The sequence below is a fragment of the Bordetella sp. FB-8 genome (assembly GCF_000382185.1).
Classification (GTDB): Bacteria; Pseudomonadota; Gammaproteobacteria; order Burkholderiales; family Burkholderiaceae_B; genus Bordetella.
This window is the reverse complement of sequence record NZ_KB907784.1, coordinates 1,007,641-1,034,566: the sequence shown is the minus strand read 5'-3', so window position 1 is coordinate 1,034,566 and position 26,926 is coordinate 1,007,641. Positions and strand designations below refer to the sequence as shown.

At 63.4% G+C, this 26,926-nt stretch carries 23 protein-coding genes; 15 read left to right on the top strand and 8 right to left on the bottom strand.

Annotated elements, in window-relative coordinates; all coding sequences use genetic code 11:
* Positions 1-149: 149 nt before the first annotated feature.
* Positions 150-1,826 carry an NRAMP family divalent metal transporter gene (locus tag H143_RS0104880; protein ID WP_019937112.1) on the bottom strand — a complete coding sequence of 559 codons (1,677 nt, stop codon included), beginning with the start codon at positions 1,824-1,826 and terminating at the stop codon, positions 150-152.
* Between the two features lie 466 nt (positions 1,827-2,292).
* Positions 2,293-4,005, bottom strand: a complete 1,713-nt coding sequence (locus H143_RS0104875) for an AMP-binding protein (RefSeq protein ID WP_019937111.1) — start codon at positions 4,003-4,005, stop codon at positions 2,293-2,295.
* A 136-nt stretch (positions 4,006-4,141) separates the two neighbouring features.
* Here H143_RS0104875 and H143_RS0104870 point away from each other — a divergent pair, with 136 nt between their 5' ends.
* Entirely contained in the window at positions 4,142-5,296 is a 1,155-nt protein-coding gene (locus H143_RS0104870) for an epoxide hydrolase family protein (RefSeq protein ID WP_019937110.1), read from the top strand.
* Positions 5,297-5,315: 19 nt separating this feature from the next.
* On the opposite strand, the gene H143_RS0104865 is transcribed toward H143_RS0104870, so the two are convergent.
* The 5 genes from H143_RS0104865 to H143_RS19960 form a co-directional block, all read right to left on the bottom strand.
* Positions 5,316-5,708, bottom strand: coding sequence for a cytochrome c (locus H143_RS0104865; protein WP_019937109.1), 393 nt, complete (start codon positions 5,706-5,708; stop codon positions 5,316-5,318).
* Positions 5,684-6,904: a hypothetical protein gene (locus H143_RS0104860; RefSeq protein WP_019937108.1), complete on the bottom strand. Its 1,221-nt coding sequence runs from the start codon at positions 6,902-6,904 to the stop codon at positions 5,684-5,686. The genes H143_RS0104865 and H143_RS0104860 overlap by 25 nt, the downstream gene beginning before the upstream one ends.
* A gap of 4 nt (positions 6,905-6,908) precedes the next feature.
* Positions 6,909-8,315 carry a cytochrome c gene (locus H143_RS0104855; protein ID WP_019937107.1) on the bottom strand — a complete coding sequence of 469 codons (1,407 nt, stop codon included), beginning with the start codon at positions 8,313-8,315 and terminating at the stop codon, positions 6,909-6,911.
* Between the two features lie 97 nt (positions 8,316-8,412).
* Positions 8,413-8,928, bottom strand: a complete 516-nt coding sequence (locus H143_RS0104850; RefSeq protein ID WP_155803327.1) for a copper chaperone PCu(A)C — start codon at positions 8,926-8,928, stop codon at positions 8,413-8,415.
* A gap of 82 nt (positions 8,929-9,010) precedes the next feature.
* Positions 9,011-9,433: a DUF2946 domain-containing protein gene (locus H143_RS19960; RefSeq protein WP_019937105.1), complete on the bottom strand. Its 423-nt coding sequence runs from the start codon at positions 9,431-9,433 to the stop codon at positions 9,011-9,013.
* Positions 9,434-9,488: 55 nt separating this feature from the next.
* On the opposite strand from H143_RS19960, the gene H143_RS0104840 reads away from it, so the two are divergent.
* The 12 genes from H143_RS0104840 (at position 9,489) to H143_RS0104785 (ending at position 23,304) form a co-directional block, all read left to right on the top strand.
* Complete coding sequence (locus tag H143_RS0104840) at positions 9,489-10,262, top strand: helix-turn-helix domain-containing protein (RefSeq protein WP_231378547.1); 774 nt, start codon at positions 9,489-9,491, stop codon at positions 10,260-10,262.
* Between the two features lie 154 nt (positions 10,263-10,416).
* Complete coding sequence (locus H143_RS0104835; protein ID WP_019937103.1) at positions 10,417-11,532, top strand: phosphotransferase enzyme family protein; 1,116 nt, start codon at positions 10,417-10,419, stop codon at positions 11,530-11,532.
* 108 nt (positions 11,533-11,640) lie between these two features.
* The gene (locus H143_RS0104830; protein ID WP_019937102.1) at positions 11,641-12,963 is read left to right on the top strand and encodes an aspartate aminotransferase family protein; all 1,323 of its coding nucleotides are present in this window, start codon (positions 11,641-11,643) and stop codon (positions 12,961-12,963) included.
* 275 nt (positions 12,964-13,238) lie between these two features.
* Positions 13,239-14,708, top strand: coding sequence for an aldehyde dehydrogenase (locus H143_RS0104825; protein WP_019937101.1), 1,470 nt, complete (start codon positions 13,239-13,241; stop codon positions 14,706-14,708).
* A 44-nt stretch (positions 14,709-14,752) separates the two neighbouring features.
* Positions 14,753-15,424, top strand: coding sequence for a haloacid dehalogenase type II (locus H143_RS0104820; RefSeq protein ID WP_019937100.1), 672 nt, complete (start codon positions 14,753-14,755; stop codon positions 15,422-15,424).
* Between the two features lie 93 nt (positions 15,425-15,517).
* Positions 15,518-17,083, top strand: a complete 1,566-nt coding sequence (locus tag H143_RS0104815) for an ABC transporter substrate-binding protein (protein WP_019937099.1) — start codon at positions 15,518-15,520, stop codon at positions 17,081-17,083.
* 14 nt (positions 17,084-17,097) lie between these two features.
* Positions 17,098-18,054, top strand: coding sequence for an ABC transporter permease (locus H143_RS0104810; RefSeq protein WP_019937098.1), 957 nt, complete (start codon positions 17,098-17,100; stop codon positions 18,052-18,054).
* On the top strand, positions 18,054-18,914 hold the full coding sequence (locus H143_RS0104805) for an ABC transporter permease (RefSeq protein WP_019937097.1): 861 nt from the start codon (positions 18,054-18,056) through the stop codon (positions 18,912-18,914). Before H143_RS0104810 ends, H143_RS0104805 begins: the two co-directional genes overlap by 1 nt.
* Entirely contained in the window at positions 18,911-20,563 is a 1,653-nt protein-coding gene (locus H143_RS0104800) for an ABC transporter ATP-binding protein (RefSeq protein WP_019937096.1), read from the top strand. The genes H143_RS0104805 and H143_RS0104800 overlap by 4 nt, the downstream gene beginning before the upstream one ends.
* 14 nt (positions 20,564-20,577) lie before the next feature.
* Positions 20,578-21,453, top strand: coding sequence for a GNAT family N-acetyltransferase (locus H143_RS0104795; RefSeq protein ID WP_019937095.1), 876 nt, complete (start codon positions 20,578-20,580; stop codon positions 21,451-21,453).
* A gap of 56 nt (positions 21,454-21,509) precedes the next feature.
* A complete protein-coding gene (locus H143_RS0104790) occupies positions 21,510-22,838 on the top strand; it encodes an FAD-binding oxidoreductase (RefSeq protein WP_019937094.1) in 1,329 nt (442 codons plus the stop codon).
* A 115-nt stretch (positions 22,839-22,953) separates the two neighbouring features.
* Positions 22,954-23,304 (top strand): cupin domain-containing protein, encoded by a 351-nt coding sequence (locus H143_RS0104785; RefSeq protein ID WP_019937093.1) that lies wholly within the window; start codon positions 22,954-22,956, stop codon positions 23,302-23,304.
* Between the two features lie 30 nt (positions 23,305-23,334).
* Here the strand turns inward: H143_RS0104785 and H143_RS0104780 are convergent, their stop codons facing one another.
* Positions 23,335-23,832 (bottom strand): Lrp/AsnC family transcriptional regulator, encoded by a 498-nt coding sequence (locus H143_RS0104780; RefSeq protein ID WP_026349726.1) that lies wholly within the window; start codon positions 23,830-23,832, stop codon positions 23,335-23,337.
* Positions 23,833-24,072: 240 nt separating this feature from the next.
* Between H143_RS0104780 and H143_RS0104775 the strand changes: the two genes are divergently transcribed.
* Together H143_RS0104775 and H143_RS0104770 are read left to right on the top strand one after the other, a co-directional pair.
* Positions 24,073-25,365, top strand: a complete 1,293-nt coding sequence (locus H143_RS0104775; RefSeq protein ID WP_019937091.1) for an FAD-binding oxidoreductase — start codon at positions 24,073-24,075, stop codon at positions 25,363-25,365.
* Positions 25,366-25,439: 74 nt separating this feature from the next.
* A complete protein-coding gene (locus H143_RS0104770) occupies positions 25,440-26,921 on the top strand; it encodes an NAD-dependent succinate-semialdehyde dehydrogenase (RefSeq protein ID WP_026349725.1) in 1,482 nt (493 codons plus the stop codon).
* Positions 26,922-26,926 lie beyond the last annotated feature (5 nt).

Sequence of the window (26,926 nt, the reverse complement as noted above, 5' to 3'; positions counted from 1 at the left end):
TCCGGCTCGGCTCCGTCATGGCGTGGACATGCACTTCGTCCATCGAATTGGCCGCGGCGCTGGCGGCGATACAGCGGTAGATCAAGCAGGATGCCGGGCGCCCGCCGGACCAAATCTCGCGCTATCTGGCAGGCGCCTATTTCCAAGCCTTAGGAAGTGATCACGGCCGCGGCGATGATCTTGTACACGATCAATATGACGGCAAGCGCCAGATAGCCGCGCAGCACGCCCATCCAGACCCGGTTGGGCAGCGAGAGTTCCGGCGCGGGCAACTGGTCCAGGGCCGGCATGCGCCAGCCGGCTTTCTGGGCTTGCCGCGGCTGGGCCGCAGGGTCACTTGCGCTGTCCTTCGGCTTGCGCGGCGGCAGGACCAGCCTGGTCAGGAGATATCCGGCGATGCCCAGGGTCGTGCCGCCGCCGAGAATTTCCAGAATCGCCGCGCCGCTCAGATCCGGAAGCACCGTCGCCATGGTCAGGATGACCGAGAGCATGACCAGCACCCAGACGACCGCGCCGGTGAACAGGTTCAGCTTCCTGCCGTTGCTCCAGGGGCCGAGCACCGCTTTGTCATTGCAAAGCAGCAGCAGGAACACCGTCGCGCTGGGCAGCAGCACGCCTGCCAGAGCCTGCACGGCATTGGTCAGATAGCCGAGGAAGGCGTCGCTCGAACACACCACCAGGGCGCCCGCCGCGGCAATCAACAAGACATAGACCAGATAAAAGCCCTTGGCATCGGTGACGCCGCGGTGCAGGGAGTGGCGAATCTTGAACACGTCGCCGATCGCATAGGCCGTGGACAGCGATACGGCCGCCGCGCCGATGATGGCGGCGTCGAACAGGGCGATTGCGAACAGCGTGGCCGCGGTGTGGCCCGCATACTTGTCCAGGCCGGCGATCACCCCGCCGGCATCGGTGAAATGACCGGCCTGCGGCGTGCCGGCATACAGTTGCGCGCAGAAGGCGATCATGGCCACTGCGCCGATCACCACGAAGGCGATGCCGATCCACAGGTCCGCTTTCTCGTATTTCATGAAGCGCGGCGTGATGCGCTTATCGATGATGTAGCTTTGCTGGAAGAACAGCTGCCAGGGTGCCACGGTGGTACCGACGATGGCGATGACCAGCAGCATGACGTCGGAAAGCTTGCCTTGCCTGGGCCAGTTGGGAATGAAGAAATCGCGGGCGATCTGGCTGACCGGCGGATGAATGGTCACCAGGACCGGTACCAGCAGCAGGCTGCCCAGGCAAAGCAGGATCGCGAAGCGCTCGAACCGCCGGAAACTGCCGGTGCTCACCGCGGCCATCGTCAGGACGCCGGCGATGCAGACGCCCAGGATCTTGGAGATCCCGAAGTAGTCGAGCACGAAGACGATGCCGATGAACTCGGTCACGATGGTCAGGGCATTGAGCAGGAACAAGTCCACCACGCTGAAGGCGCCCCAGAACTTGCCGAAGCGCTCGAAGATCAGGCGGGCATGGCCCACGCCAGTGACGGCGCCCAGGCGCAGCACCATTTCCTGGTTGACGTAGAGCACGGGAACCAGGAGCAGCATGGTCCACAGCAGGGACGTGCCGTAATTCTGTCCGGCCTGGGTGTAGGTGCCGAAGGCACCGGCATCGTTGTCGCCGACCATGACGATCAGGCCGGGTCCCAGGATGGCCAGCAGGGTGCGCAGCCGCGCCCACCAGGTGGTTCGCGGGTCGGTATCGTGCTGGGCGATGGTGCCGAACGCGCCGCGGATGTCGCCGATATGGGCGCTGTCGATCACGGCGCCGGCGCCGGCCGCTTCGGCCGCCTCGATTGTGGATACGTTTTGATAGGTCATTGAGGACCTCCTTGAATGGACGGACGGCCGCGGGCCGCCGCCGGTGCGACGGAAATCCGGACGGCGTGGCAACGCGGCATCGGCCATGTGGCGCGACGACCGGGAACCGCGCACGGCAGGCAGCATGCGTCACGCGCGGGCGCAGCGAACGCTACCTTTTCCGGTAAGGCAATGGGAGGTGATCAATGTCCGCCACGAGGGCGAAGAGAGGGCAGGAGGAAAAACCGGCCTGCTTTGCTTGACGCACCGTCCCGCTTTTCAGCGGAACGGCGGTAGGAGAATAGACTCGTGCCGCGAATTCCGCTGTTTAGATCGAAGATCGACTAGGGCAAGAGTCCATTGGGGCAACCCCGTTGTTCAAACGAAGTAAATGTTATTCCTGGCGCGTCAGAGCGGTCAACCTCTCGCGCCGCGGGCGTCGCAACGCTGTTGCGGGCCGACCACGCCCGCCGCCCGCTTGCGGGGCTCAGCGCAGATCGGGGAAATCTTCTTCCCAGTATTCGCCGGCAAGCCGCGGTGTGCCTGTGTCGCGTTCCATTTCCCGGCGGCGCAGCTCGACGCGGCGGATCTTGCCCGAAATGGTCTTGGGCAGCTCGCTGAACTGGAGCCGCCGGATCCGCTTGTACGGCGCGAGCTTCTCGCGCGAGAAGCGAAATACCTCGCGTGCGAGATCGGGGCCGGCCTCGTAGCCTTGGCGCACGATGACAAAAGCCTTGGGCACCGATAGGCGCAGCGGATCGGGACTGGGCACGACGGCCGCTTCCGCGATCGCCTCGTGCTCGATCAAGACGCTCTCCAGCTCGAACGGGCTGAGCCGGTAGTCGGACGACTTGAACACATCGTCCGATCGACCGACGTAGACGAGATAGCCGTCGTCGCGGCGCAGCGCGACGTCCGACGTGTGATAGAAACCGTTGCGCATGGCGTGCTCGGTTCCCTGCGCGCTATTGGCGTAGCCGCTCATCAGGCCGAGCGGGCGATGGGCGAGCGGCAGGGCGATCTCGCCCTCGCCGGCCGGACGGTCGTCCGCGTCGACCAGTTCGACGCGGTATCCGGGCAGCGCACGCCCCATCGATCCGGCAACCACCGGCTGGCCCGGCGAGTTGCCGATCTGACAGGTGGTCTCGGTCTGGCCGTAGCCGTCGCGGATCGTGATGTTCCAGGCATGCCGCACGCGCTCGATGATCTCGGGGTTGAGCGGCTCGCCCGCGCCGACGAGCTCGCGCAGCTTTACCGGGTACGACGCCAGCGGCTCCTGCACCAGCATGCGCCAGACGGTTGGCGGCGCGCACAGCGTAGTGACCTCGCAGCGAACGAGCACGTCCAGCGTGTCTTTCGGCACGAAGCGGCCATAGTTGTAGATGAACACGCAGGCCTGGGCATTCCAGGGCGCGAAAAAGCAGCTCCACGCATGCTTGGCCCAGCCCGGCGAACTGATGTTCCAGTGCACATCGCCCGGCTGCAGCCCGATCCAGTACATCGTCGAAAGATGCCCGATCGGATAGCTCTGATGCGTGTGCTCGACGAGCTTGGGCTTGGACGTCGTGCCCGAGGTGAAGTACAGCAGCAGTGTATCGGTCGCTTGCGTCGGGGCGTCAGGCGTGAACGAGGCGCTTGCATCGTAGGCGCGGCCCAGGTCGATCCAGCCCGGCGCGCCGCCCGGCTGCGCGCCGACCGCGATGCGCTTGACCGCGGCATCGAGCGCATCGAATTTAGCGAGTTCGGCCGCGTCGACGACGACGTAAGCGACGCCGCCCGTCTGCACCCGCTCGCGCACGTCATCGGGCGATAGTTGCGTTGTCGCGGGCAGCACGATGGCGCCCAGCTTCATCGCGGCAAGCATCACGTCCCAGAGCTCGACACGGTTGGGCAGCATGAGCAACAGGCGGTCGCCGCGCCCGACGCCTTGTTCCCTCAAAAAATTGGCCATGCGCGAAGAGCGCTCGGCCATCTGCGCAAAGGTGAATGTCGTGCCGGCGCCGGCCGCATCGTCGACGATCCACAGCGCGGGCTTGTCGTTGCCCCGCGCCATGACGTCGAAGTAATCCAGCGCCCAGTTGAATGTGCCGACCTCGGGCCAGGAAAATTCGCGATAGGCGCGATCGTAGTCGGTGCGCAGGCGCAGCAGCAGGTCGCGCGCGCCGAGGAAAGCCTGCGCGGAAGGCGAGAAGCTTGTCATCGTTGTCTCCCTGGCGCGGATGCGCGCCTTGTTATTGGCGATTTTCGTGCGAGTATAGGTATTCGGTTATACACAGGATAGGCATTAAAAAGCCCATCCGATCTGCAAAAAAACACAAATAGGCCCGACACGGAAAATGAACCTGCGCGATTTCAAGATCGACATTCCGGGCGAGGATATCGAGGACCTGATCCGGCGCCTGCGCGCCACGCGCCTGCCGGCGGCTTTGGATGCGCAAAAGTGGGACGACGGCGCGAGCCTGCATTTCATCCGGCGGTTGCATGACCATTGGTCGAATCGCTTCGATTGGCGTACCCAGGAGGCTCGGCTGAACCGTCTGCCGCAATACCTGGCACGCATCGACGGGCTCGATATCCATTTCATCCACCAGCCCGGCACGGGGCCGGCGCCGATGCCCCTGGTGCTCACGCATGGGTGGCCCGGTTCCTTCATAGAGATGGAGCGCGTCATCCCGTTGCTGGCCGATCCGGCAGCCCATGGCGGCGATCCGATCGATGCTTTCCACATCGTCGTGCCGTCCTTGCCCGGCTTCGGTTTTTCCGCGCCGCCCAAGGGGCCGGGCATCGGCGCGCGGCACGTTGCCCAGCTATGGCTCAAGCTGATGAACGAACTGGGCTACGAGCGCTTCGGTGCACAGGGCGGGGATATCGGCGCGAGCGTCTCGGCCTGGCTGGCTCGCCGCTTTCCGGCGCAGATTATCGGGGCGCACATCAACTATATCCCGGGCAGCTACCGGCCGCCGCTGGGCCCCGGACTGCCGCCGGTGACGACGCAGGAACAGACGTATCTGGACGCGGTGGCGGCCTGGGCGGGGAGGGAAGGCGCCTATGCGGCCCAGCAGGGAACCAAGCCGCAGACTCTGGCCTATGCGATGACGGATTCGCCGATAGGCCTGGCCGCCTGGATCGTGGAGAAATTCCGAGCGTGGAGCGATTGCGGCGGCGACGTCGAACGCGTCTTTCCGATGGAAGAATTGCTGACCCAGGTCTCCCTCTATTGGTTTGGCCGCATGCTCGATGCTTCGTTCCGTATCTATAAGGAGAACTGGCTGCAGCCGCTGACTTTCGAGGCATCCGAACGCGTCGTCCCCGCCTTGGGCGTGGCCGCGTTTCCCCGCGAACTGCCGATGCCTCCGCGCTCCTGGGTCGAACGCGTTTTCAATGTGCAGCGATGGACCGCGATGCCCAGGGGCGGTCATTTTGCGGCGATGGAGCAGCCGCAAGCGCTGGCTCAGGATATCCGCGCTTTCTTCCGGCCGCTGCGAGGATAAGGCGCTTGAATCGTCCGCCCTATCGCTGTGGGCGCTCGGCGCCCGAGCGGGGCAGCGAGCTGAAGTAAGCCGCGATATTGGCGATATCCTGGTCCGACAAGGGTTGGGCCATGGCGTTCATGATGGGGTTCTTGCGGTCCTGGCCGCCGCGATAGTCCCGCAAGGCATTTTCCAGATAGCTGCGGTCTTGCCCGGCCAGGCTGGGCGTGCCCGGCATGCGCGAGATGCCGTTGGCGTTGTGGCAGGCAAAACAGACCGCGGCCCGCTGTCTGCCCGCGGCGATCTCGACGGCGCTTGCGTCCGATGGTTGGGCATGGACACCGGGTGCGGTCAACAGCAAGGCCAGCAGTGCGCCGCGCATCGCCGCTCGGGTGAAATGGTGCCAGGCTAGATGATGCTGTTGCGAACCCATACGGCAATTCCATAGATGAAGAAAACGGCGATCCACAGGCCCAGGATGGCAACGGCCGCGCTACCCAGTCGCGCGACGCTCTTGTCAGCGGTGTAATGTCCCTGGACCCGGCCGCAGCGGTAGAGCAGGACGAGATAGAACCCGCCGACCAGCCCACCCACGCCAATGAGCGTGGCAAAAAACAGCAACGTTGACGGCCAGTCCGGGTGCATGGGGTAGTTGCCGATCTCATAGCCGTAGCGCGCCAGGGACACCACCCGGATGACCTCGCGCCAGAGTGCGAGCAGGGCCAGCACGGCAAGGCCGGCCGCCGCGGGCAGGTAGCCGTGCGTGGCCGCGCGCAGGCGTGCCGTCCAGAGGCTCATGGCGAGCAGGGCGGCGGCCAGGGTCCAACCGACCGGGTGCCAGGCCAGTCCGGATGCGGCGGGCTGGACGAACTGCCATGCCAGCATCGGTGCCAGCGCGATGGCGAACCCGCGCGAGGCCAGGCGCTTGCCCAGCGTCCGCGCAAAGCCCAGATACTGTGGTCCATGATCCTCGCGCGGCTCGAAGTAGCGCGCATAGGCGATCAGGAAGACGCCCACTGCCGGCAGCCCCAGGCTCATGATGAAGATATAGCGCGGCCACTGGATGGCGTGCAGGGCGGCCCCGCGCGTGTCGACCACGCCGCCGGGGGCGTACCAGCGCATCCACTGTCCGGGCAGCAGTTCCTGGTACGAAAGCGCGTGCATGATCAGGCCGTCCAGACAGAACAGCGCGAACGCGGACCAGGCATACAGGCCGATATGCCTTTTCGCGCCTTCGCGGTTGGCGTAGTAGAAGGCGAACCAGCAGCAATACGCCACGATGAGCGTGAGAATGAATGCGATAGCCCAGCGGCCCGAAAGTACGTTGGACGCATACCACTGCGGGTCGTAGATGACCTGCGTGAAAAGCAGGGGCGCCACGCCGAGCACGATGAGCAGCGACACGCCGACCTTGGCGACCTGGGTCAGGACGATGGACAGGCGCGCCCAATGGGGTTTGCCGCGCCGGTGAAAGGCGTAGATGGCCAGCCCCGAGGCGCCCAGCGTCAGGTTCACGAAGGCGATGTGCAGCGTCCAGGTGATGACCATCAGGGCCTGGAACAGGACGGGATGCCCCGGCACTCCGGCGGGATCGCGCATCGTGTTCATGATGGTTCCGATATCGGCCATCTCCTTACTCCTTTCCATCCAGCAGGCGGCGCGATCGTCTTTCGCGGGCAATCAGGCGGTCGACATCCTGGCCGCTGTCGTCCACGGCCAGGTAATGCGCGAGCGCCTCGATCTCGTCCTCGGGCAAGGCGATGCGCGGCATATAGGGCTGGGTGCCGTGCTTGAGCGGGCCGCGCAGATAAGCCGCGATCAAGTCCTCGTCGGTTGCCCGGTGGAATTGGTCCGGCAGATTGCGCAGGGGCGCGCCGGGTTCCAGGGCATGGCAGTTCGCACAGGTCATCTTGGCCAGCAGTTGTCCCACTTCGAGCCGATTGCCGTCGTTGACCGTGCGCAGGCGCTCGGGAACGAAAGGGTGCAGCTTGAGTAACCCGTCGCGGGCGATTCGGTCCACTTCCTCCTCGATGCCCTTGCCGGGAACGTCCCGGGCGATGATCTGGTTGCCATAGATATACCGGCCCGCGACATAAGGCTTGCGCAGCGACTCGCGCATGCGCTCTTCTGGCCAGACTCCCGCAATGGCGACAAAGACGAACAAGGCCGTGGCCAGTGAGGTATAGACGCGGCCGGGCCTGCACCATGCGAAGAGCAGCCACAGCGCCGTGACGGCGAGCACGGCCGCCATGTCCCGGGCATAAGCCGGCAACAGGCGAAAATCGAGCAACAGGATGGCGCTGCGCGGCAGCGTGCGGACGTAGAAAAATGACATCAGCGCCATGAGCAGGCCGCCGGCCAGCCCGACCTGCGCCAGCAGCCGCACGACGCTGCGCTGCAGGTCGGCATCGCGCAGGCGGCTGGCGACGATCAGGCCGACCACGCTCGCCATCACGAACATCAGGCCGGTGCGCATGCCGAGCTGGGCAAAGCAATTGGAACTAAAGAAGGCGTCGCTGGCCGATCCCGTGCGATACCATGCGGCGTTGCCCGGCCCCATCATGAACGACAGGATGCCGACGATCAGTAGCATGGTGGTCCATGACGCCAGCGCGAACGACCACGTGAGCTTCAGGTGCGTGCGGGCGTCCACCTTGCCGATCAGGTACACCAGCGCGTAGACGCCGATCACCTCGACGGTGAAGAACACCCATTCCGCGGCCCAGACCCAGACGAAGTTGTGGATCAGGGCGCCCACGCCGCGCGGGCTGGCCACTGTGATGGAGTACCAGATACCGGGCCCGGTAATCGAGCCGATCACATAGGAAAAAATCAGCAGGAACAGGCCGTAGCGCTGGATGAAGTCCATCAGCTGCGGCTTGTTGTCGCGATAGGCGCGGGTCTCGAGCAGCGCGAACAGAAAAGACGCGCCCACCGACGTATGGGAGGCCACGACGTGGATGGTGCCGATGATGCCCATGACCCAGGCCGTGCCGATGCCAGGGACGTAGAAAGTCGGGTACATGCCGAGCATGTCCATGCGGATTTCCCTTGGGAAAGGGGGCGAGAACGCGCAAAGCGCCGAGTCCGGCGCGGCACCCTGGGAGCAGGACGCCGCGCCGCAAATCAGCGCGGCGTCATTTCGCGGCGGAGGCGGGCGAGCGGGCTTCGCACTGAGTCCTCAGCATCCGGTTGCCGCCCAAGCGCAGCGTCAGCGCGACTTTGTCGCCGGCGTGTAGCGGTCTGGTCGGTTTTTCCAGCATGACGTGATAGCCGCCGGGCGCGAAAGCGAGCCGCCCTTTGGGCGGCACCGGCACATCGCTCACGGGTGACATGCCCATCATCCCTTTGCTGTCCTTGCGGGTCTGGTGCAGCATGGCCATACCGAATGCATCGGTATGCACGCCCACGAGGGAAACAGGCTCGTTTCCCGAATTCTCGACCGTGAAGTAGCCGGCCGAAGGCGCACCGCCGGGCAGCAGCCGGATCCAGCAGCCCTGTATCGATACATTTTCGGGAGCAGCGCTTGCCTGGCTGGGCGCCATATCGTGCATCGTTGCGCTTGGGGACATACCGGGCATGCCGCCGCCCTGGGCATACGCCGCGGCGGCGGGCAGGGCGAGCAGGCCCGCCAGCATAATTGCTTGTTTCATTGTTTTCTCCTAGGTCAATTCCATTCGGTCGCACCGGATATGCGCGCGGCATGATCAGGCGCCCTGCGCCAGGCGCGGCGACTTACGCGGTTAGACGAGGAAAAACAGGCGGACCCCGGGGACGGCCCGAAGGAAAGGCTGAGCAGGCGATATGGCGCTGCGCCGGCATGGCCACCGACGCGATGCGCATGAGCAGAACGAGCGCCAGCGCCGCCGCCGGGATGACGGGCAGGGCGGCATGGCCGGCCAGGAAGTTGCAGTAGCCGCAGGCGGACATCGGACCGTCTTGCGTGCCCGTATGGCCGGTATGCGGGCGCATGGCCGCCGCGTCCTGACTGTCGGCCGAGCAGAGCTGGTGTTCGATGGCCTGTATCCGCGCCTGTCCCATGCGCAAGGCCATCAGCGACTGGCTGACCAGCGGCGCGAAAACCACCATGCACATGGCCAGCAGGCCAAGCCAGGCGGTCCGGCTGCGCGTGAAGTGTGAACGGGGCAGGGAGTCCATGGCCGCGAATTATAAGACGCGCCCAAAGCGCAATTGGCCAGGAATTGCCTTGGAAGTGGAAGTGGAAAATTCCGCACAGGCCCAGGGTCGACACGAAAACAGGCATTCAATGGGTGCTTTTTCAGCAGAATATGTCAGAATATTGAAAATCGCCATGGATCGGATCAATAGAATGCAAACAAAAACGAAAGATGCTTCCCCTGCCCGCAAATCGGCTGTGCAGCGCCGGCGTGCGGCACCTTCATCCCGAAATGCGCCGCCGCTGGGGGCCAGGCTGCGCGATTTGCGCCGTGCGGCGGATCTATCGCTGGTGCAATTGGCCGACAAGTCGGGCGTGTCCGTCGGCATGATCAGCCAGATCGAGCGCAGTCTTTCCAATCCGTCCGTACGCACGCTGGAGCGCTTGCGCGAGGCATTGGGAATACCGCTGACCACCCTGCTCGAAGGAGACGAGGGATATCCGGTCGTGAATGAAATGCCTCCCGAGTTCGTGCGCCGCGTCAAGGACAGGCCGCATTTCTCGGTGGGCAAGGGCGGGCTGCAAAAAGAGTTGCTTTCGCCGCACGGCGATTACGACATCAAGTTCATGCTCATTTCATTTCCGCCGCACACGAAGTCGGTGGATATCCTTACCGGCCCTGGAGAGAAGGCTGGTGTGGTGCTCGAGGGCGAGATCGATCTGACCGTGGGTGAATCCACCGAGCGGCTTGGGGTGGGGGACAGCTTTCAATTCAACAGCCTGCTGTTGCACTGGGTTGAGAATGCCTGCGAAAAGCCTGCCCAGGTGTTGTGGATCATGAATACCAAATCTTCCGTTGTTCACCTCTGACAGTCGAGGGTTGTCGCCTGAATTTTTAATATAGTGTTAATTACCTGCGCCTTTATTGCCGACGTGGTGAGAAAACAAGGCCCATGCGTTGCGTTGGCCTGCCTGCCGGGGCCCGGTGAAAGGAATTCCAAGATTGAACTCTTGTGACAATGCGATGTCGGCGGATTCCCGCCAGCCGCTCGTCGACGGTGCTCCGGCCGCAGGCGAGGCAGACGCCGTGCTTCGGAAAACTTCCGGCAGGCAGTATTTCCGGGACGCGGCAGCCGCGCTGGCGGCCAAGCCCGACGCGGTTCAGGAGGGCGTCTTGGCCGAGCTGCTTGGGCGCCACTATGGGCTGCATGGCGCGATCAAGGCGCTTTCCTCGGAAATCGAGCACACGGCGAGCGTCGTGCTGGCGGATGGCCGGCAGCTCATTTTCAAGACATCGTCCCATCCTGGAGCCTTGGAAAGCTTCGGTTTTCAAGCTTGCGTGCTTGCGGCATTGGTCGGTGCGCAAGGCTTTGGCGCGCCCCATGTTCAGCGCACGACCAGCGGAGCCTTGCTGTTCAAACAAGGCCATTGCTGTGGGTATCTGCAAACGCGCGTCGGCGGCAGTTCCCTGCACGAAACGGCCCCGGCGCCCGATGTGCTTTTTCGCGCGGGCCAGGCGCTGGCGCGGTTGGATCTGGCGCTCGCCAGCCTGGATGCGGTTCCCTCGATGCTGCGGCCGGTCCTCTGGCAGGTCGGCTGCTGGCCCGCTCTCGTGGAGTTTGAAAGATATCTTCCGCCTGGGGGTATTGCCGATGCCGTTCGTCTCGCATTAAAGAACTACGAGGAAGTCATCGAACCCCAGCTGCGGGACGTGGCGTGGCAGCTCGTGCATAACGATCCGAGCCCGTTCAATACGTTCGTCGATAAGACCGGCGTTGCCTTCATCGATTTTGGTGACGGTTGCTGGGGGCCGCGAATTCAGGACCTGGCTATCGCCGCGAGCCATTTTGTGCGCGACCCGGAGCGAGAGCTTGGCGGTGCGCAAGATCTCATTGCCGGCTACGCCAGCGTCCTGCCGCTATCGCGCATCGAGGCGCGACTGCTGGTGGGGTTGATGAAGGCGAGACAAAGCGCGCTGATACTCATTAACTACTGGCGCGCCCATCTTTTTCCGGCCGACGCGGCCTATATCAAAAAGAGCGTCGCGCGCGCGGAGCGTGGTCTGGCCATCCTGAATTCGCTGTCCGAGCAAGCGCAGCAGGCGGCGGTCCGCGCCGCGATATCCGTCGAGAGGCGCTAGGCGATGTCCAATCAGGCGAATGATTTTCAAGCCGAGGACTCGCGCGCTGCACGCGGCTTGTCATCCATCCTGCTTTTATCAATCAGGTGATCTATGTCGACAGATTTAATGCCCAATCGCTACGTCCCGGGGGAAGCGGTACTGCCTGCCCGTGAAGCGGAACTCATTGCCAGGCGCGACGAGGTGTTAGGATCGTCATACAGGCTGCAGTATCGCAAGCCCGTGCACTTCGTCAGAGGGGAGGGCATGTGGCTGTTCGACCCTGACGGAAAGCCCTATCTCGACTTCTACAATAATGTGCCTTCCCTGGGCCATTGCCACCCCGAAGTGAACGCCGCGATGGCCGAACAGGCCGGTCGGATCAGTGCGAACACCCGATATCTCGAGCCCAGGCTTGTCGATTATGCGGAAAACCTGGTGGCGACTTTTCCAGGGGAACTGAACCGCGTTGTTTTCACCTGTACCGGCAGCGAATCCAACGATTTGGCGTTGCGCATCGCCAGGCTGGCAAGCGGCAACGAGGGCGTGATTGTTTCCACCTATGCCTATCACGGCACAAGCGCCGCTGTCGCTGCGGTGTCGCCGAACCTGGGTGATGCGGTCAAGCTCAGTCCCTCGGTTCGCATGGTTGCGCTGCCCGGGCCTGCGGGAGTACCGCAGGCGCAGGCCGCGGCTTTTTTCGAAGCGCAGGTACGCGCTGCAATCACGGATTTAAACCGACGCGGCATAGGTGTCGCCGCGCTGCTTTTCGACAGTATTTTCTCAAGCGACGGCGTCTGGGTCGATCCGCCCGGCTTCATCGCAGGGGCGGTCGCAGCGGTTCGGCAATTCAACGGCCTCGTGATCTCCGATGAGGTGCAGCCGGGATTCGGACGCACAGGCGCGCACATGTGGGGTTTCGAGCGGCATGGCGTGGTCCCCGATCTGGTGACGCTCGGCAAGCCGATGGGCAACGGCTTTCCGATCGGCGCCGTAGTCGGCCGTAAGTGGGCTATGGACCGCTTTGGCGCAACTGCCCGCTATTCCAATACATTCGCCGGCAACACTGTGGGCATCGCGGCAGCTGATGCGGTGTTGACGGTCCTGCAGCGCGAACGCGTCCCGCAGCACGCGCTTGCCGTCAGTGAATATATGAAAGCGGGTCTGATTGAACTCGCGGGGAAATCGCAGGGTATCCGCGCGATTCGAAACGCGGGCCTGTTTTTCGGTGTCGATCTTGGGCGGCCGCAAGACGATTGCGCGAAGCGGCGGTCCATCACGCTCAATGTCGTGAATCTGATGCGTGAGGACGGCGTTCTCATCAGTTCGACCGGCGCCAACGAGGACACTCTGAAGATCCGGCCGCCGTTGGTTTGTACCAACGACCATGTGGACCAATTCCTCCAGGCTTTCAAAGGCGTCCTGGGGAAAGCTATCCAGCAGGCTGGGTGAGGTCCGGTATCCGGTCCCGGCCTTGCCGCCGGCCCCCATGGGCCATGGTGGCCGCTCCCGAAGGCAAGACCATTTTTAATATATTGCATCAAGCTTCGATGTCAGATTCAGCTGGCGCGACGCGGGCCTTCAGAAGGAAATACAGGGGTGGGACTTACCCGAGTAAGTATTGACAGCCATTAGTCTCAATCCTAGGATTGAAAATAATTTCAATATCTTGTTTGTTGGGTGCTTGAAAACACCCCGGAACAGCAAAAACCTTAGGCGCAGTCGAAATGCTGGATTTTGAACCGGAAGACGTAGCCCTTCCCCCAGGTCACTTCATAGGCGGAAAGTCCGCACAGGGCGGCCCGTCGCTTGAGGTGCGGCGGCCTTCCGATGGCAAGCTGCTGGCCTTTGTTCCGGACGCGAGCGCCGAAATCGTCGACGAGGCGGTAAGCAATGCGCAGCAGGCCTGGCAGGAGAGCGGTTGGGGGCATCGGCCGCCGCGCGAGCGCGGCCGCGTCCTGCGCCGCTGGGCGGATTTGATCGATACCCACGCGGGAGAACTGGCGCGCCTGGAGTCGGTGGGCTCCACCCGGCCGATACGTGACAGCTTTTCGCATGAAGTCCCTTTCTCGGCGGAGTGCATACGTTTCTTTGCCGAGTGTGCCGACAAGTTTGGCGGTGACGCCGTGCCTACGCGACGCGACAGCCTGGGTCTGATACTGACCGAACCTTATGGCGTAGTAGGGGCGATTGCGCCCTGGAATTTCCCCCTGTCGATGGCTTCCTGGAAATGCGGTCCGGCGTTGGCGGCGGGAAATGCCATCGTACTCAAGCCGTCTGAGCTGACACCGTTTTCGACGGTGCGGTTTGCCGAGCTGGCGGTGCAGGCCGGGGTGCCGGCCGGCGTCTTCAATGTGATCCAGGGGCGCGGTGCAGTCGCCGGGTCAGCCTTGGTGAAGCATCCGTTGATACGCAAGGTCTCGTTCACCGGGTCGACGCTGACCGGGGCGGCCGTTATGACCGACGCCGCGCATCATGGTATGAAGCCGGTGACGCTGGAGTTGGGCGGCAAGAGTCCGCAGCTGGTCTATGCCGATGCCGGCGATCTGGATACGCTGGCCGATCGCGTTGTCCGCGGCTTTACGTCCAATGCCGGGCAAGCCTGCGTGTCGGGATCGCGCCTGATCGTGCAGCGCGGTATTGCCGAACAACTGCTCGAGAAGATCGCGGCCATGGTGGCGTCTGTGCGCCCCGGTCTGACCTGGCGCGAAGCGACCCGCTATGCGCCGCTCATCAACGAGCGCCAGGCCATGAAGGTCGACGCGGCGGTGCGCGACAGCCTGGCCTGCGGCGCCGCGGCCTATTGCGGCGGCGGATTCTTCGAACACGAGTTGGGCGGCTATTTCTACCGTCCGACCGTTCTTACCGGCGTCGACGACGGCATGCTGGCAGTGCGCGAGGAAATCTTCGGCCCGGTACTGACGGTCCAGGTTTTCGACGAAGAAGAGCAAGGCCTGGCGCTGGCCGATCATCCGACCTATGGACTTGCCGCCTGCGTGCATACCCAGGATCTGGGCCGGGCCATGCGCGCCACCCGCAGACTGGCGGCGGGCACTGTTTGGGTCAACCGCTTTGGCCGGACGGGCGATTTCATTATTCCGACGGGCGGCTTCAAGGGCTCGGGTATAGGCAAGGATCTGGGCCGCCAGGCTTTCGAATCCAACCTTCGCTACAAGAGCGTGCTCATCGATTTCTGACCTGGGCCGCCACGGCCCGCAATCAACTTTTCCCGAGGCGAAAAATGGCGAGTTTCAAGCCCAAATACATCACTTTCGATGTCCAAGGCACGCTGATCTACTTTGAAATGGCGAACGCGGCCAACAAGCTGTACGCCGATCGCGTCCCAGCCGGCAAGATGGATGAATTCATCAGCGTGTTCTCGGCGTATCGCCTGGACGAAGTGCTCGACGACTGGAAGCCTTACTTCAACGTGGTCGACAATGCCATCCGTCGAACCTGCAAGCGCTGCGGCGTGGCGTATCGCGAGGGCGACGGCAAGATCATCTATGACCAGGTGCCGAACTGGGGGCCGCATCCCGACGTCACGGCCGGTCTGGCCAAGGTCGCTAAAGAGTTCCCCTTGGTGGGACTGACAAATTCGATGAACGTGCAGATTTCCCACAACATCGCGCGAATTGGCGTCCCGTTTCACGCCGTTTACACGGCCGAGCAGGCTCAGGCCTACAAGCCGCACATGAAGGCCTTCGAGTACATGTTCGATCAGTTGGGCTGCGGGCCGCAAGACATCCTGCATGTCTCGTCCAGCTTCCGCTACGACCTGATGACTGCCCATGACATGGGCATCAAGAACAAGGTTTTCGTGGCCCGCGGGCACGAACCCTCGGGGGCGCCGTACTACGGCTATACGGAAATACCCGATATCGGCGGCTTGGCCGCCGTGGTGGGTCTATGAAGGGAGTCAAGGAAGTTTTTATCGATTGCGGGATTTGCGGGGCATGGTGTCCCGGCGGCCCGGGCATGGCCAATTTCTCTGAAGGAGATGAGCATGACATCGAATTTCACGGTTAAGCGTCGCGATATTCTCAAGATGATGGGCGTGGGCGCCGTTGCCTCCACTGCCTCGGGTCTGCTGGTGCTGGGCGATATATCCAGCGCGCAAGCCGCGCCCATGCCCAAGCGCGGCGGCAAGCTGCGCGCGGCGTCCGCCAATTCGTCGGTATCCGACACGCTGGACCCGGCCAAGGGTTCGAACTCCGGCGACTATATCCGCCAATTCATGTTCTACAGCGGCTTGACGGAACTGAGCGCCAAGATGCGTGCCGAGCCCGCGCTGGCCGAATCCTTTGACAGCCCGGATGGCATCACCTGGACCTTCCGGCTGCGCAAGGGCGTGACGTTTCACGATGGCAAGGCGCTGACCGCCCAGGACGTGGTGTTTTCGCTGGCGCGCCATAAGCTGCCTGAAACCGGCTCGCAGGCAAAAGTGCTGGCAGATCAGTTCGCCCAGATCAATGCCGTCGATGCGCATACGGTGCAGATCGTGCTGGTGGCCCCCAACGTCGATCTTCCCTCGATCCTGGGCACTTCGCCCTTTCTCATCGTGCAGGACGGAACCAAGGATTTCAGCAAGGGCATCGGCACGGGCCCGTTCAAATGCAAGTCGTTCACGCCCGCGCGCAGCACGGTGGGCGTGCGCAACCCCAACTTCTGGAAGCCCGGAAAGCCTTACCTGGACGAGGTCGAGCTGCTCGGGCTGACCGACGCCTCGGCGCGCCTGAATGGGCTGCTCGCCGGCGACCTGCAACTGGTCGCCTCGGTTCAGCCCAGCGACGCTGTCCGGCTCAAGCAATCGAAAAAGCATGCCATTCTGGAAACCAAGAGCGGCATGTATACCGATTTGATCGTGCGCGTGGACCAGGCTCCCGGCAACAATGCCGATTTCGTCGACGCGATGCGCTACCTGCAGCCGCGCGAGCAGATCGTCAAGACCGCGCTGCATGGCTACGGTACCGTTGCCAACGACCATCCCGTGCCGCCCTGGCATCCTTACTACGCCGCCAACCTGCCGCAGCGCCCCTACGATCTGGAGCGCGCCAAGTTCCATGTCAAGAAGGGCAAGCTGCAGGGCCTGGGCGGCGACCTGGTCTGTTCGGAGCCGATCGATGGGTCGGTGGAAGGAGCCCAACTGCTGCAGCAGGCCGGCAACCAGGTCGGCTTGAAGCTCAATGTGCGCCGCGTGCCGTACGACGGCTACTGGTCGCAGCACTGGATGAAGCATCCCATGTCCTACGGCTCGATCAATCCGCGGCCGACGCTGGACATGCTGTTCTCCCAGTTCTACTACTCGTCCGCGCGATGGAACGAGTCAGGCTGGAAGAATGCACAGTTCGATCAGCTTCTGGTGGCCTCGCGCGGCGAAACGGACGATGCAAAACGCAAGAAGATGTACGGCGACATGCAAGTCCTGATCGCCGAGCATTGCGGCACGATCGTCCCGGCTTTCATCAGTTTCCTGGACGGCTATGACCGGCGGGTCAAGGGGCTGGAATCCAATCCCATGGGCATGCTCATGGGCTACCGGTTCGCCGAGTTCGTCTGGCTCGAGGCTTGAGGCCAATCGCCGTGATGAATCGCTACGTTCTGAAAATGGTCGGCCGGCGCATCTGCGTCGGTTTATTGACGCTGCTGGCCGTGTCCGCGCTGATCTTTTTCATGACCAACCTGCTTCCCGGCGACGCGGCCCAGGTAGCCCTGGGCCAATCCGCCACGCCGGAAACGGTGGCGGCGCTGCGCAGGCAGTTCGGCCTGGACCAACCTGTAGTGTTCCGTTTTTTCAGCTGGCTTGCCGGCCTGGCGACGGGAAATTTCGGCATTTCCTACGCCAGCGGCGTTCCGGTGCGGACCATTGTCGGGGATCGGATCGTCAACTCCCTGACGCTGGCAGCCGTGACGACCGCGGTCTCGGTACCCATTGCGTTGATCGTCGGCATCGTCTCGGCCATTTATCGAGGCTCCCGCCTGGACCGCGTATTGGGCATCTTGACCATGTCCGTGGTCGCCGTGCCGGAATTCCTGGTCGCTTCGCTGGCCGTCATGCTGTTTGCGGTAAAGCTGCACTGGGTATCGGCGCTTTCCTTCAGCGCCGATACATCCACGCTGACCGGCTTTCTCAAGGCCTATATCCTGCCGGTCATGGTGCTTTGCTTCGTGGTGATGGCGCAAATGGTGCGCATGACCCGCGCGGCGCTCATCAACCAGCTCGATTCGGCGTATATCGAGATGGCCATGCTCAAAGGCTTGAGGCTGCGGCGGGTGGTGCTTACTCACGCCATGCCCAATGTGGTCGGACCCGTCGCCAACGCCATGGCGCTGAGCCTGTCTTATCTGCTGGGCGGGGTGATCATCGTGGAGACGATTTTTTCCTATCCTGGATTGGCCAGCACGTTCGTTGACGCGGTCAGCAACCGCGACCTACCTGTGGTTCAGTTCTGTGTTCTTTTCTTCAGCGTCTGCTTTCTGCTTCTGCTTCTGATCGCCGACATCTTCACAATCGTATTCAATCCGAAGCTGCGCAAATCATGATGCGGTTGTTGCATTTCCCCCGCGCATTCTGGCGCTTTTTCCTGTCCTTGCCCATGTCGGGCCGGCTCGGCTTGATCATCTCGGTCTTCTGGCTGTTCATCGCCGTGTTCGGCGCCATGCTGGCCCCGTACGGCATGGAAGACGTCTCCAGCGCCGCTACCTTCGGCCCGTTCAGCAGCGCCTATTGGCTGGGAACCGACTACCTCGGGCGCGACATGCTCACCCGCATCATGGTCGGCGCACGCTATTCCATCGGACTGGCCTTGGTCGCAGCGGTGCTGGCCAGCACTTGCGGAACGCTGCTGGCTTTGATGGCCACGGTCATGGGCCGCTGGTTCGACGAGATCGTGAGCCGCCTGGTCGATATCCTGTTGATCACGCCCAGCAAGATATTCGCCCTGCTGATGATCGCCATCTACGGATCGTCGCTGCCCGTCCTGATCCTGACCGCCGCAGTGACCTACATGCCCGGCGCCTACCGCATCGCCCATGCCCAGGCGGTGGGCCTGAACACGATGGAATACGTGACGGTCGCGCGCATGCGCGGAGAAAGCAGCTGGTATATCGCCTGCCGGGAAATCCTGCCCAATATGATTCATCCCATGATGGCCGATTTCGGCCTGCGCTTTGTCTACATCATCCTGATGCTGAGCGCCTTGAGCTTTCTTGGATTGGGCGTGCAGCCGCCCTATGCCGACTGGGGCTCGCTGGTTCGGGAAAATCTGTCCGGCCTGTTCGACGGCTCCCCCGCGGTCGTGATGCCGGCCCTGGCCATCGCCACCCTGACCATCGGAACCAATCTTCTGATCGACAGCCTGACCTCGCGCAAACGCGTCAAGACGAAGGAAAAGCAATCATGAGCCGCCTGGTCGATGTCTCCCACCTGAGCGTCATGGCCAGGACCGACGATGCGGACGAAGTCCCGATCGTCAAGGACGTGAGTTTCTCCGTGCAGGCCGGCGAAGTGGTGGCGCTGATCGGCGAGTCCGGGTCGGGAAAGACGACCATCGCCTTGTCCCTGCTGGGCTATGTACGTCGCGGCTGCCGCATTTCGGGCGGCCAGATACGCATAGGCGAGACGGACCTGGTCGGCGCCGATACGGGCGAACTGATCGCCCTGCGCGGGCGGCGCGTCGCCTATGTGGCGCAGAGCGCATCGGCCTCGTTCAACCCCGCGCGCACCATCATGGATCAGGTAATCGAAGGCGCATGCGCGCACGGCCTGATGAGCCGCGAGGCGGCACGGAACAAAGCCGTGGCCTTGTTCCGGTCCTTGGCCTTACCCTCGCCGGAAACCCTGGGCCTGCGCTACCCGCATCAGGTATCGGGCGGGCAGCTGCAGCGCCTGATGGCCGCCATGGCCTTGATGACCGACCCCGAGGTGGTGGTGTTCGACGAGCCGACCACGGCGTTGGACGTGACCACGCAGATCGAGGTCCTGCGCGCTTTCAAGCAGGCCATCAAAGAGCGTCAGATCAGTGCCGTGTATGTCTCCCACGATCTTGCCGTCGTGGCGCAGATGGCCGACCGCGTCGTCGTGCTGCGCAATGGCCAGATCCAGGAGCAGGGCGGGGTGGGCGCCATTATCGCAAGTCCGCAGAACGCCTACACCCGCAATCTCATGCAGGCCGCTGAATCTCCGGTGCGCCTGACGCAGCGCGACACACAACGCGCGATGGACACCGAGCCGGTGCTGCGTGTCGAGGGCTTGTCGGCCGGTTACGGCAAGCCGGACGCATCGGGCATGCCGGCGCTGCGCATCCTCGAAGGGGTCGATCTGGTCGTGCGCAAGGGCGCCACCATGGGTGTGATCGGCGAGTCGGGATCGGGCAAATCCACCTTGGCCTACGTGATCGCCGGTCTGCTCGCCCCGGCCAAGGGAGCGATCGCATTCAAGGGCAGGACGCTGGGAGGCACCCTGCGCCAGCGCGACAAGGACCTGTATCGGCGCATACAGCTGGTGTTCCAGAACGCCGATACGGTGCTCAATCCGGCGCATACCATCGGCGACATTCTCGCCAGGCCGCTGCGTGTTTTCGAACGCTGCTCGTCCAGGGAAATCCCCCGCAGGGTCGCCGCGCTGCTGGACATGGTCAAGCTGCCCGCGGCCATGGCACGGCGGCGTCCGGCCGAACTCTCGGGCGGCCAGAAGCAGCGCATCAATCTGGCCCGTGCCCTGGCGGCCGAACCCGAGCTCATCATCTGCGACGAAGTGACTTCAGCGCTGGATACGGTGGTGGGTGCGGCGATCCTGGATCTGCTGGTGGAGCTGCGGCGCGATCTGGACATGTCGTATGTCTTCATCAGCCACGATATTTCCACGGTGCGCGCCATCTGCGACGACATCACCGTGCTCCTGCAGGGCCGCAAGGTAGATGCTTGCAGGCCCGGCGAACTGTCGATTCAACCCCGCGCGCCTTATACCAATCTGCTGGTCGATTCCGTACCGGAACTGCGGCTGGGCTGGCTGGAAGAAGCCTGCCGGCGTATCGACGAACGTGCGCGATGAAAGAGGAAACAAGGATGACGCAATCAACAGTTGAGCCCGCGCGTGACGCCGCGTGGGCGGGTTTGGTGTTTCGGCCCATGCGGCAGGAAGACCTGGAGCCGGCCTGGGAACTCTCCCAGGCAGTCAAATGGCCACATCGCCTGCAGGACTGGCGTTTCGCCCTCGATTTGGGGCAGGGCGAAGTGGCGCTCGACGGCGAGCGATTGATCGGTGTCGCCATGAACTGGGACTTCGAAACGTGCGTCACGATGGGCCTGATCATCGTATCGGCGACGCATCGCGGCCGCCAGATCGCCAGTCGGCTGGTGGCCGACCTGCTGGCCGCCTCCACCGCCCCTACGGCGTTGCTGCATGCCACGCCTGACGGCGCGGGCGTATATGCCCGTCAAGGCTTCGAGACGGTAATAACTATTTGCCAGCATCAAGGTGCCTCCGTTGCCGTGTCAGCCCCTGTTTCGGCCGGATGCGTCCTGCGCCCGGCGACCCTGGCCGACCTGGACACGCTGCACACGCTCGATTTCCGCGCCTCGGGCATGTCGCGCCGGGCCGCGCTCAGGGCATTGCTGGACGTCGGCAAAGGCGTGATCGCCGAATGCGGCGGCGTGCCCGTCGGATTTTCGTTCTTGCGCGATTTCGGCAGGGGCGAGTTGATCGGCCCGGTGGTGGCATCCGATACCGGACTGGCCAAGGCCCTGATCGCGCATTGGCTCGCAATCCGCGCGGGCGCATTCATCCGCTTGGATACGCCGTTTGAAGAGGAACTGGGCCATTGGCTTGTTGCGTCGGGTTTGCTCAAGGTCGACACGGTGACACGCATGGTGCGCGGTCCGGGGCTTGCCCAGGACGCGCAGATGCGTGCGTACGGCCTGATCACCCAGGCGATGGCCTGACGCCCGCAGTGCGCGGGCTAGCGTTTGTTTGAAATTCAAGAAAAGAATCGATCCGAATGTCTCCTCCTGTCAAAGCCGTACCTAACAGTCCCAATTTTCCTTCTCAGGTCGATGTCGTCGTCGTCGGTGCGGGCATCGTCGGCGTGTCGGCCGCCTATGAGCTGGCACGGCGCGGGGTGTCCGTGGCCTTGCTGGAAAAAGGCGCCGTGGGCGCTGAACAGTCCAGCCGCAACTGGGGCTGGTGCCGCCAGCAGAATCGCGATTTCCGCGAACTGCCGCTGGTGCTTCACAGCCTGCGCCGCCTGGATGTCCTGGCGCAGGAAACCGGCGAAGACCTGGGCTTTCGGCGGGCCGGCCTGGTGTATGCAACCCGCAAGCAGTCCGAACTCGATACCTGGGACGCGTGGATCACGAAAGCGCGTGAATACGGTGTGCGCAGCACCATGCTCAGCGGCTCCCAGATCGGCCAGAAGCTGCCGTCTTTGTCCGGTGCATGGCTGGGTGGTCTGCAGTCGCCCGACGACGGCCATGCCGAACCCGCATTGGCGGCGCCGGCCATCGCGGCGGCCGCGGGCCGGCTGGGCGCCTACGTGCATCAGCGGTGCGCGGTTCGCGGCCTGGATAGGCAAGCCGGACGCGTTGCCGGCGTCTGGACGGAACATGGTCGCATCGCCTGCGACCGGGTGATCGTTGCCGGTGGCGCCTGGACTTCGCTTTTCTGCCGCCATCACGACATAGATCTGCCCATGGCCATGGTCACGGGCACGGCCATGCACACCACGGCCGGGCCCAAGGCATTCGAGGAGGGCATCTATACGCCGTCCCTGTGCGCCCGTCCGCGCCCGGACGGCACGTATACGCTGGCGATTTCCAGCAGGGGGCGCCTGGAAATCACACCCCAAGTGATCCGCTATATCGCCGATTTCTGGAAGCCCTTCAAGAACCGCCTGCCGCTTCTGAAGATACGCATGGGACGTTCGTTCCTGCGAGGACCGCAGGCGCTGCATCGCTGGCACGAGGACGAGACGTCTCCCTTTGAATTGATCCGGGTCATGGATCCGGATCCGGATCCGGGCCTGATGCGTGAGGCCATCGCGGGGCTGCGCGCCGAGTTTCCCATGCTCGCCTCGCTACAGGTGGCGCGGGCCTGGGGCGGCCTGATCGACAGCACGCCCGACACGGTTCCCGTGATCTCAACCGTTGATGCGTGCCCCGGACTGGTCGTCGCGGCCGGGTTCAGCGGCCATGGCTTCGGCCTCGGCCCGGGAGCCGGCTGGCTGGCTGCGGACTTGGCAACCGAGGCAGAACCGGTTGTCGATCCTTTCCCGTATCGCTATTCACGCCTGGTGGACGGTACGCAGTTGAATCGTCCCGGGATGATGTGAACAACGGGGTCCGCGGCGCCTCTATGAATTCATTCAGATGGATCCACGCTCGGATCCTATTGACCTGTGTATCCCTCGCCGCTTTTCGATCTGTCCTTACTTTTCGAGTCTATCCATGCCCATCACCATTCTTTCCCAATCTGCAACGATCAGCGACTTGCAAGACCTGGGGGATCTCGCCTCGTCATTGAGCGCAATACCCTGCCGTACCCGCGACCTGCCGGTCGACCTGGAGGGCGCCGGCGGCAGTAGCATGGGCGTCTGGGAATGCACGCCCGGCCAGTCCAGGCGCCAGGTTGCCGGCGCGGAAGTCATGCATATCCTGACGGGCGCGTGCAGCTTTACGCCCGAAGGCGGCGAGCCGCGCGAAATCCGCGCCGGCGATACGCTGTTCTTTCCTGCCAATACGCGCGGCATATGGAACATTCAAGAGACCTTGCGCAAGGTCTATGTCATCTTCTCTTGACCGGCTCTCGGAATTTTTCGCGGGCTGATATCAGGACGGTTCGGCGGGGAACAGCTTTTCGATCGGGTAATGCGTCTTGATGAAAGGCGATTTGATGACGATAAAGCTGAAGTATTTCTCGATGCCGACATCGCGTTCGAGCAGGTCCTCCATCAATACCTGGTATTGATTCACGCCGCGGGTCACCACCTTGAGAAGATAGTCGTAGCCGCCGCTCACTAGATGGCACTCGATGATTTCATCGATGTCGCGTACCGCCTTCTCGAAGCGCGTGAAATCTTCCCGGTGATGATCGGTAAGCGTGACCTGGGTGAAGACCGTGAGCGTGTCTCCCAGCATTTCCATGCGGATCCGCGCGCTGTAGCCGTCTATGTAGCCGGCCTGTTCGAGCCGCTTTACCCGGCTCAGGCAGGGGCTGGCGGAAAGGCCCACCGCATCGGCCAGATCGACGTTGGTCATGCGTCCGTTTCTCTGCAATTGGGCGAGGATGCGCAGATCGAGCCTATCGAGTTTCAGGGCGGGGAGCATGGTAGGAAAGATCGCGTGCGCGGGCAAAAGCAAAGGTTTAACACGGTTTGTTTTTGTCGGAGTATATGACCGCCGGCACGGGTCCGGGCGCAGGTCCGGCAGGCCATGCCGAAACAAGGTGAGCAAAGAGTATTTCTTGCATGCGGGCAATGCCCAATACGCGACAAAATCCTCGGCCTGGCGTGCTTCAATTTCTTGTCTTGCATCACATCAAAATTCACTGAGAAAAATTTTCGCCCCATGAAACTCGACACGCTTTGGAAGCAAGACCTTCCCGGTTACCGCGGACAGGCGCAGGCGCCGGCGGGCAAGGTGGATGTGGCTGTTGTCGGGGGCGGATTCTGCGGTCTCTCCGCGGCGTTGGCGTTGGCGCGGCGCGGCGCCAACGTTGCCGTGCTGGAGGCCTGCGACGATGTGGCGGCGCAAGCCTCGGGGCGCAACGGCGGGCATGTCAACAACGGTTTGGCGGTGGATTACGCGGGGCTTGCCGCCCGCGTCGGGACTGTTCAGGCGCGAGCCTGGTACCAGACCTACGATGCCGCCGTGGATACGGTCGAATCGGTGATACGACAGGAAGCCATCGAATGCGATTTCGTGCGGCATGGAAAGCTCAAGTTGGCCACGCGGGCGGCACATTACGACGCGCTATCGCGCAGTTGCGAGCAACTCCTGCGCGACGGTGTGGATCCCGATATCGAGATGCTCGATGCCGCCCGTGTGCGGGCCGAGGTCGACAGCGATGCCTTTCATGGCGGTCTGCTCTATAAAAAAAGCGCCCAGATGCACATGGGCCGCTTCGCCTTGGGCTTGGCGCAGGCCGCGCAGCGGCATGGCGCCCGCATCTATCTCAATACCCCGCTGCAGCGCCTGGAGCGCATCGGGTCGGGGCACGCACACCGTCTGCACACGCCATCCGGTGTGGTGCAGGCCGATCAGGTTCTGCTGGCAACCGGCATCAGCCGCCACGGAAGCTACGGCAGCCTGGGTTGGATACGCAGGCGGATTGTCCCCATAGGCAGTTTCATCGTCGCGACCGAGCCGCTGGGCCGCGCGCGGGCGCAGGCGCTGCTCGCAGGGCGGCGCACCTACGTCACGACGGGCAATCTGCACTACTACTTTCGTCTTTCCCCCGATGATCGGTTGATTTTCGGCGGCCGCGCGCGTTTCGCCGTCTCCAGTCCGCAGTCCGACGCCAAGAGCGGCGCCATCCTGCGCCAGGGGCTGATGCAAGTCTTTCCGCAATTGGCCGATGTGGCCATCGACTACTGCTGGGGCGGCCTGGTGGATATGACGCAGGATCGCCTGCCGCATGCGGGCGAGCGCGACGGCGTCTATTACGCCATGGGCTATAGCGGACATGGCACCCAGATGTCCGTCCACATGGGCCAGATCATGTCTCGCGTCCTGGCAGGCGATGCCGATGCCAATCCATGGCGAGGCCGCGACTGGCCTGCTATTCCCGGCCACGTGGGACCGCCCTGGTTCCTGCCCGCCGTCGGGCTGTATTTCAAACTCAAGGACATGCTTTCCTGATCCGCGGACCTGGGTTTGCGGGCCGACGCGAGGACGCGTCCCTTTCTTTCCATCTTTTGCAGGGTTTGCGCATCATGCATTTTACTTTTCAGAATTCCGAACTGCTGCCCGGCCTCAACTGCATAGACGGCCGCTGGGTCGCCGCCCACGACGAACGTCTGTTTCCAGTTTCGGACCCGGCCACCGGCGAGGTCTTCGCCCAGGTGCCCGATAGCGGCGCGGCCGATGCACGCGCCGCGCTGCAAGCAGCGCATGCGGCCTTCAAGACCTGGCGCAAAGTGCCCGCCAAGCAGCGCGCGCAGATCATCAAGCGCTGGAACGACCTGATCGTCGCGCAGATCGAGGATCTGGGCCGCCTGATCTCCAGCGAGCAGGGCAAGCCCCTGGCCGAAGGCAAGGGCGAAGTGCTCTACGCCGCGAGCTATGTGGAATGGTTTGCCGAGGAAGCCACGCGCGCCGACGGCCAGATCATCCCCGCGCCGGTGCCGGGCCGGCGCATGTTCGCCCTGCGCGAGCCGGTGGGCGTGATCGCCGCCGTCACGCCCTGGAATTTCCCGGCCGCCATGATCGCCCGCAAGATCGCCCCGGCCCTGGCCGCCGGCTGCACCGTGGTCTGCAAGCCGGCCGAGGATACGCCGCTGACTTCGCTGGCCCTGGTCAAGCTGGCCGAACAGGCCGGCGTGCCGCCCGGCGTGCTCAACATCGTCACGGCCTCGCGCGAGCGGGCCGGCGAAGTCGTGGACGTGTGGTTGGACGATGCGCGCGTGCGCAAGATCACCTTCACCGGCTCCACCCCGGTGGGCAAGCACCTGGCCCGCCGCTCGGCCGACACGCTCAAGAAGCTGTCGCTGGAGCTGGGCGGCAACGCGCCCTTTATCGTCTTTGACGACGCCGACATCGACGCCGCGGTCGACGGGCTGATGTCCGCCAAGTTCCGCAATGGCGGGCAGACCTGCGTGTGCCCCAACCGCATCTACGTGCAGGACGCCGTGCACGATGAGTTCGTCCAGAAGCTGGCCGCCCGTGTCGGCGCCCTGGTCGTCGGCCCGGCGACCGATCCGGCCTCGCAGATCGGTCCCATGATCAACGCCCGCGCCGTGGACAAGATCGAGCGCCATGTCCAGGATGCGGTCAAGCGCGGCGCCAGAGTCGTGGTGGGCGGCAAGCGCTTGTCGCCCGAGGGCAAGGCCGGTGCCTACTATTACGCGCCCACGGTATTGACCCATGTGGATGCCGCGATGCAATGTTCGTGCGAGGAAACCTTCGGACCCATTGCACCGGTCACGCGCTTTTCCTCCGAAGCCGATGTGATCGCGGCCGCCAACGCTACGCCGTTCGGTCTGGCCGCCTACTTCTACTCTCGCGACGTGCGCCGCATCTGGCGCCTGGCCGATGAACTGGAGTCGGGCATCGTCGGCATCAATGAGGGCGCCGTGGCGGCCGAAGCGGCGCCCTTTGGCGGCGTGAAAGACTCCGGCTATGGTCGCGAAGGTTCGACGCACGGCCTGCAGGAATACATGCACATCAAATACCTGTGCCAGGGCCAGCTGGATTGATCGGC

Excerpts from the sequence above, each read along its gene's own strand:
- H143_RS0104820 (WP_019937100.1), top strand. The coding sequence starts at position 14,753 with ATGGCGAGTTTCAAGCCCAAATACATCACTTTCGATGTCCAAGGCACG.
- H143_RS0104815 (WP_019937099.1), top strand. The coding sequence starts at position 15,518 with ATGACATCGAATTTCACGGTTAAGCGTCGCGATATTCTCAAGATGATG.
- H143_RS0104825 (WP_019937101.1), top strand. The coding sequence starts at position 13,239 with ATGCTGGATTTTGAACCGGAAGACGTAGCCCTTCCCCCAGGTCACTTC.
- H143_RS0104795 (WP_019937095.1), top strand. The coding sequence starts at position 20,578 with ATGACGCAATCAACAGTTGAGCCCGCGCGTGACGCCGCGTGGGCGGGT.
- H143_RS0104775 (WP_019937091.1), top strand. The coding sequence starts at position 24,073 with ATGAAACTCGACACGCTTTGGAAGCAAGACCTTCCCGGTTACCGCGGA.
- H143_RS0104855 (WP_019937107.1), bottom strand. The coding sequence starts at position 8,315 with ATGGACATGCTCGGCATGTACCCGACTTTCTACGTCCCTGGCATCGGC.
- H143_RS0104865 (WP_019937109.1), bottom strand. The coding sequence starts at position 5,708 with ATGGGTTCGCAACAGCATCATCTAGCCTGGCACCATTTCACCCGAGCG.
- H143_RS0104870 (WP_019937110.1), top strand. The coding sequence starts at position 4,142 with ATGAACCTGCGCGATTTCAAGATCGACATTCCGGGCGAGGATATCGAG.
- H143_RS0104880 (WP_019937112.1), bottom strand. The coding sequence starts at position 1,826 with ATGACCTATCAAAACGTATCCACAATCGAGGCGGCCGAAGCGGCCGGC.
- H143_RS0104875 (WP_019937111.1), bottom strand. The coding sequence starts at position 4,005 with ATGACAAGCTTCTCGCCTTCCGCGCAGGCTTTCCTCGGCGCGCGCGAC.
- H143_RS0104835 (WP_019937103.1), top strand. The coding sequence starts at position 10,417 with ATGTCGGCGGATTCCCGCCAGCCGCTCGTCGACGGTGCTCCGGCCGCA.
- H143_RS0104780 (WP_026349726.1), bottom strand. The coding sequence starts at position 23,832 with ATGCTCCCCGCCCTGAAACTCGATAGGCTCGATCTGCGCATCCTCGCC.
- H143_RS0104770 (WP_026349725.1), top strand. The coding sequence starts at position 25,440 with ATGCATTTTACTTTTCAGAATTCCGAACTGCTGCCCGGCCTCAACTGC.
- H143_RS0104790 (WP_019937094.1), top strand. The coding sequence starts at position 21,510 with ATGTCTCCTCCTGTCAAAGCCGTACCTAACAGTCCCAATTTTCCTTCT.
- H143_RS0104860 (WP_019937108.1), bottom strand. The coding sequence starts at position 6,904 with ATGGCCGATATCGGAACCATCATGAACACGATGCGCGATCCCGCCGGA.
- H143_RS0104830 (WP_019937102.1), top strand. The coding sequence starts at position 11,641 with ATGCCCAATCGCTACGTCCCGGGGGAAGCGGTACTGCCTGCCCGTGAA.
- H143_RS0104810 (WP_019937098.1), top strand. The coding sequence starts at position 17,098 with ATGAATCGCTACGTTCTGAAAATGGTCGGCCGGCGCATCTGCGTCGGT.
- H143_RS19960 (WP_019937105.1), bottom strand. The coding sequence starts at position 9,433 with ATGGACTCCCTGCCCCGTTCACACTTCACGCGCAGCCGGACCGCCTGG.
- H143_RS0104785 (WP_019937093.1), top strand. The coding sequence starts at position 22,954 with ATGCCCATCACCATTCTTTCCCAATCTGCAACGATCAGCGACTTGCAA.
- H143_RS0104850 (WP_155803327.1), bottom strand. The coding sequence starts at position 8,928 with ATGAAACAAGCAATTATGCTGGCGGGCCTGCTCGCCCTGCCCGCCGCC.
- H143_RS0104800 (WP_019937096.1), top strand. The coding sequence starts at position 18,911 with ATGAGCCGCCTGGTCGATGTCTCCCACCTGAGCGTCATGGCCAGGACC.
- H143_RS0104805 (WP_019937097.1), top strand. The coding sequence starts at position 18,054 with ATGCGGTTGTTGCATTTCCCCCGCGCATTCTGGCGCTTTTTCCTGTCC.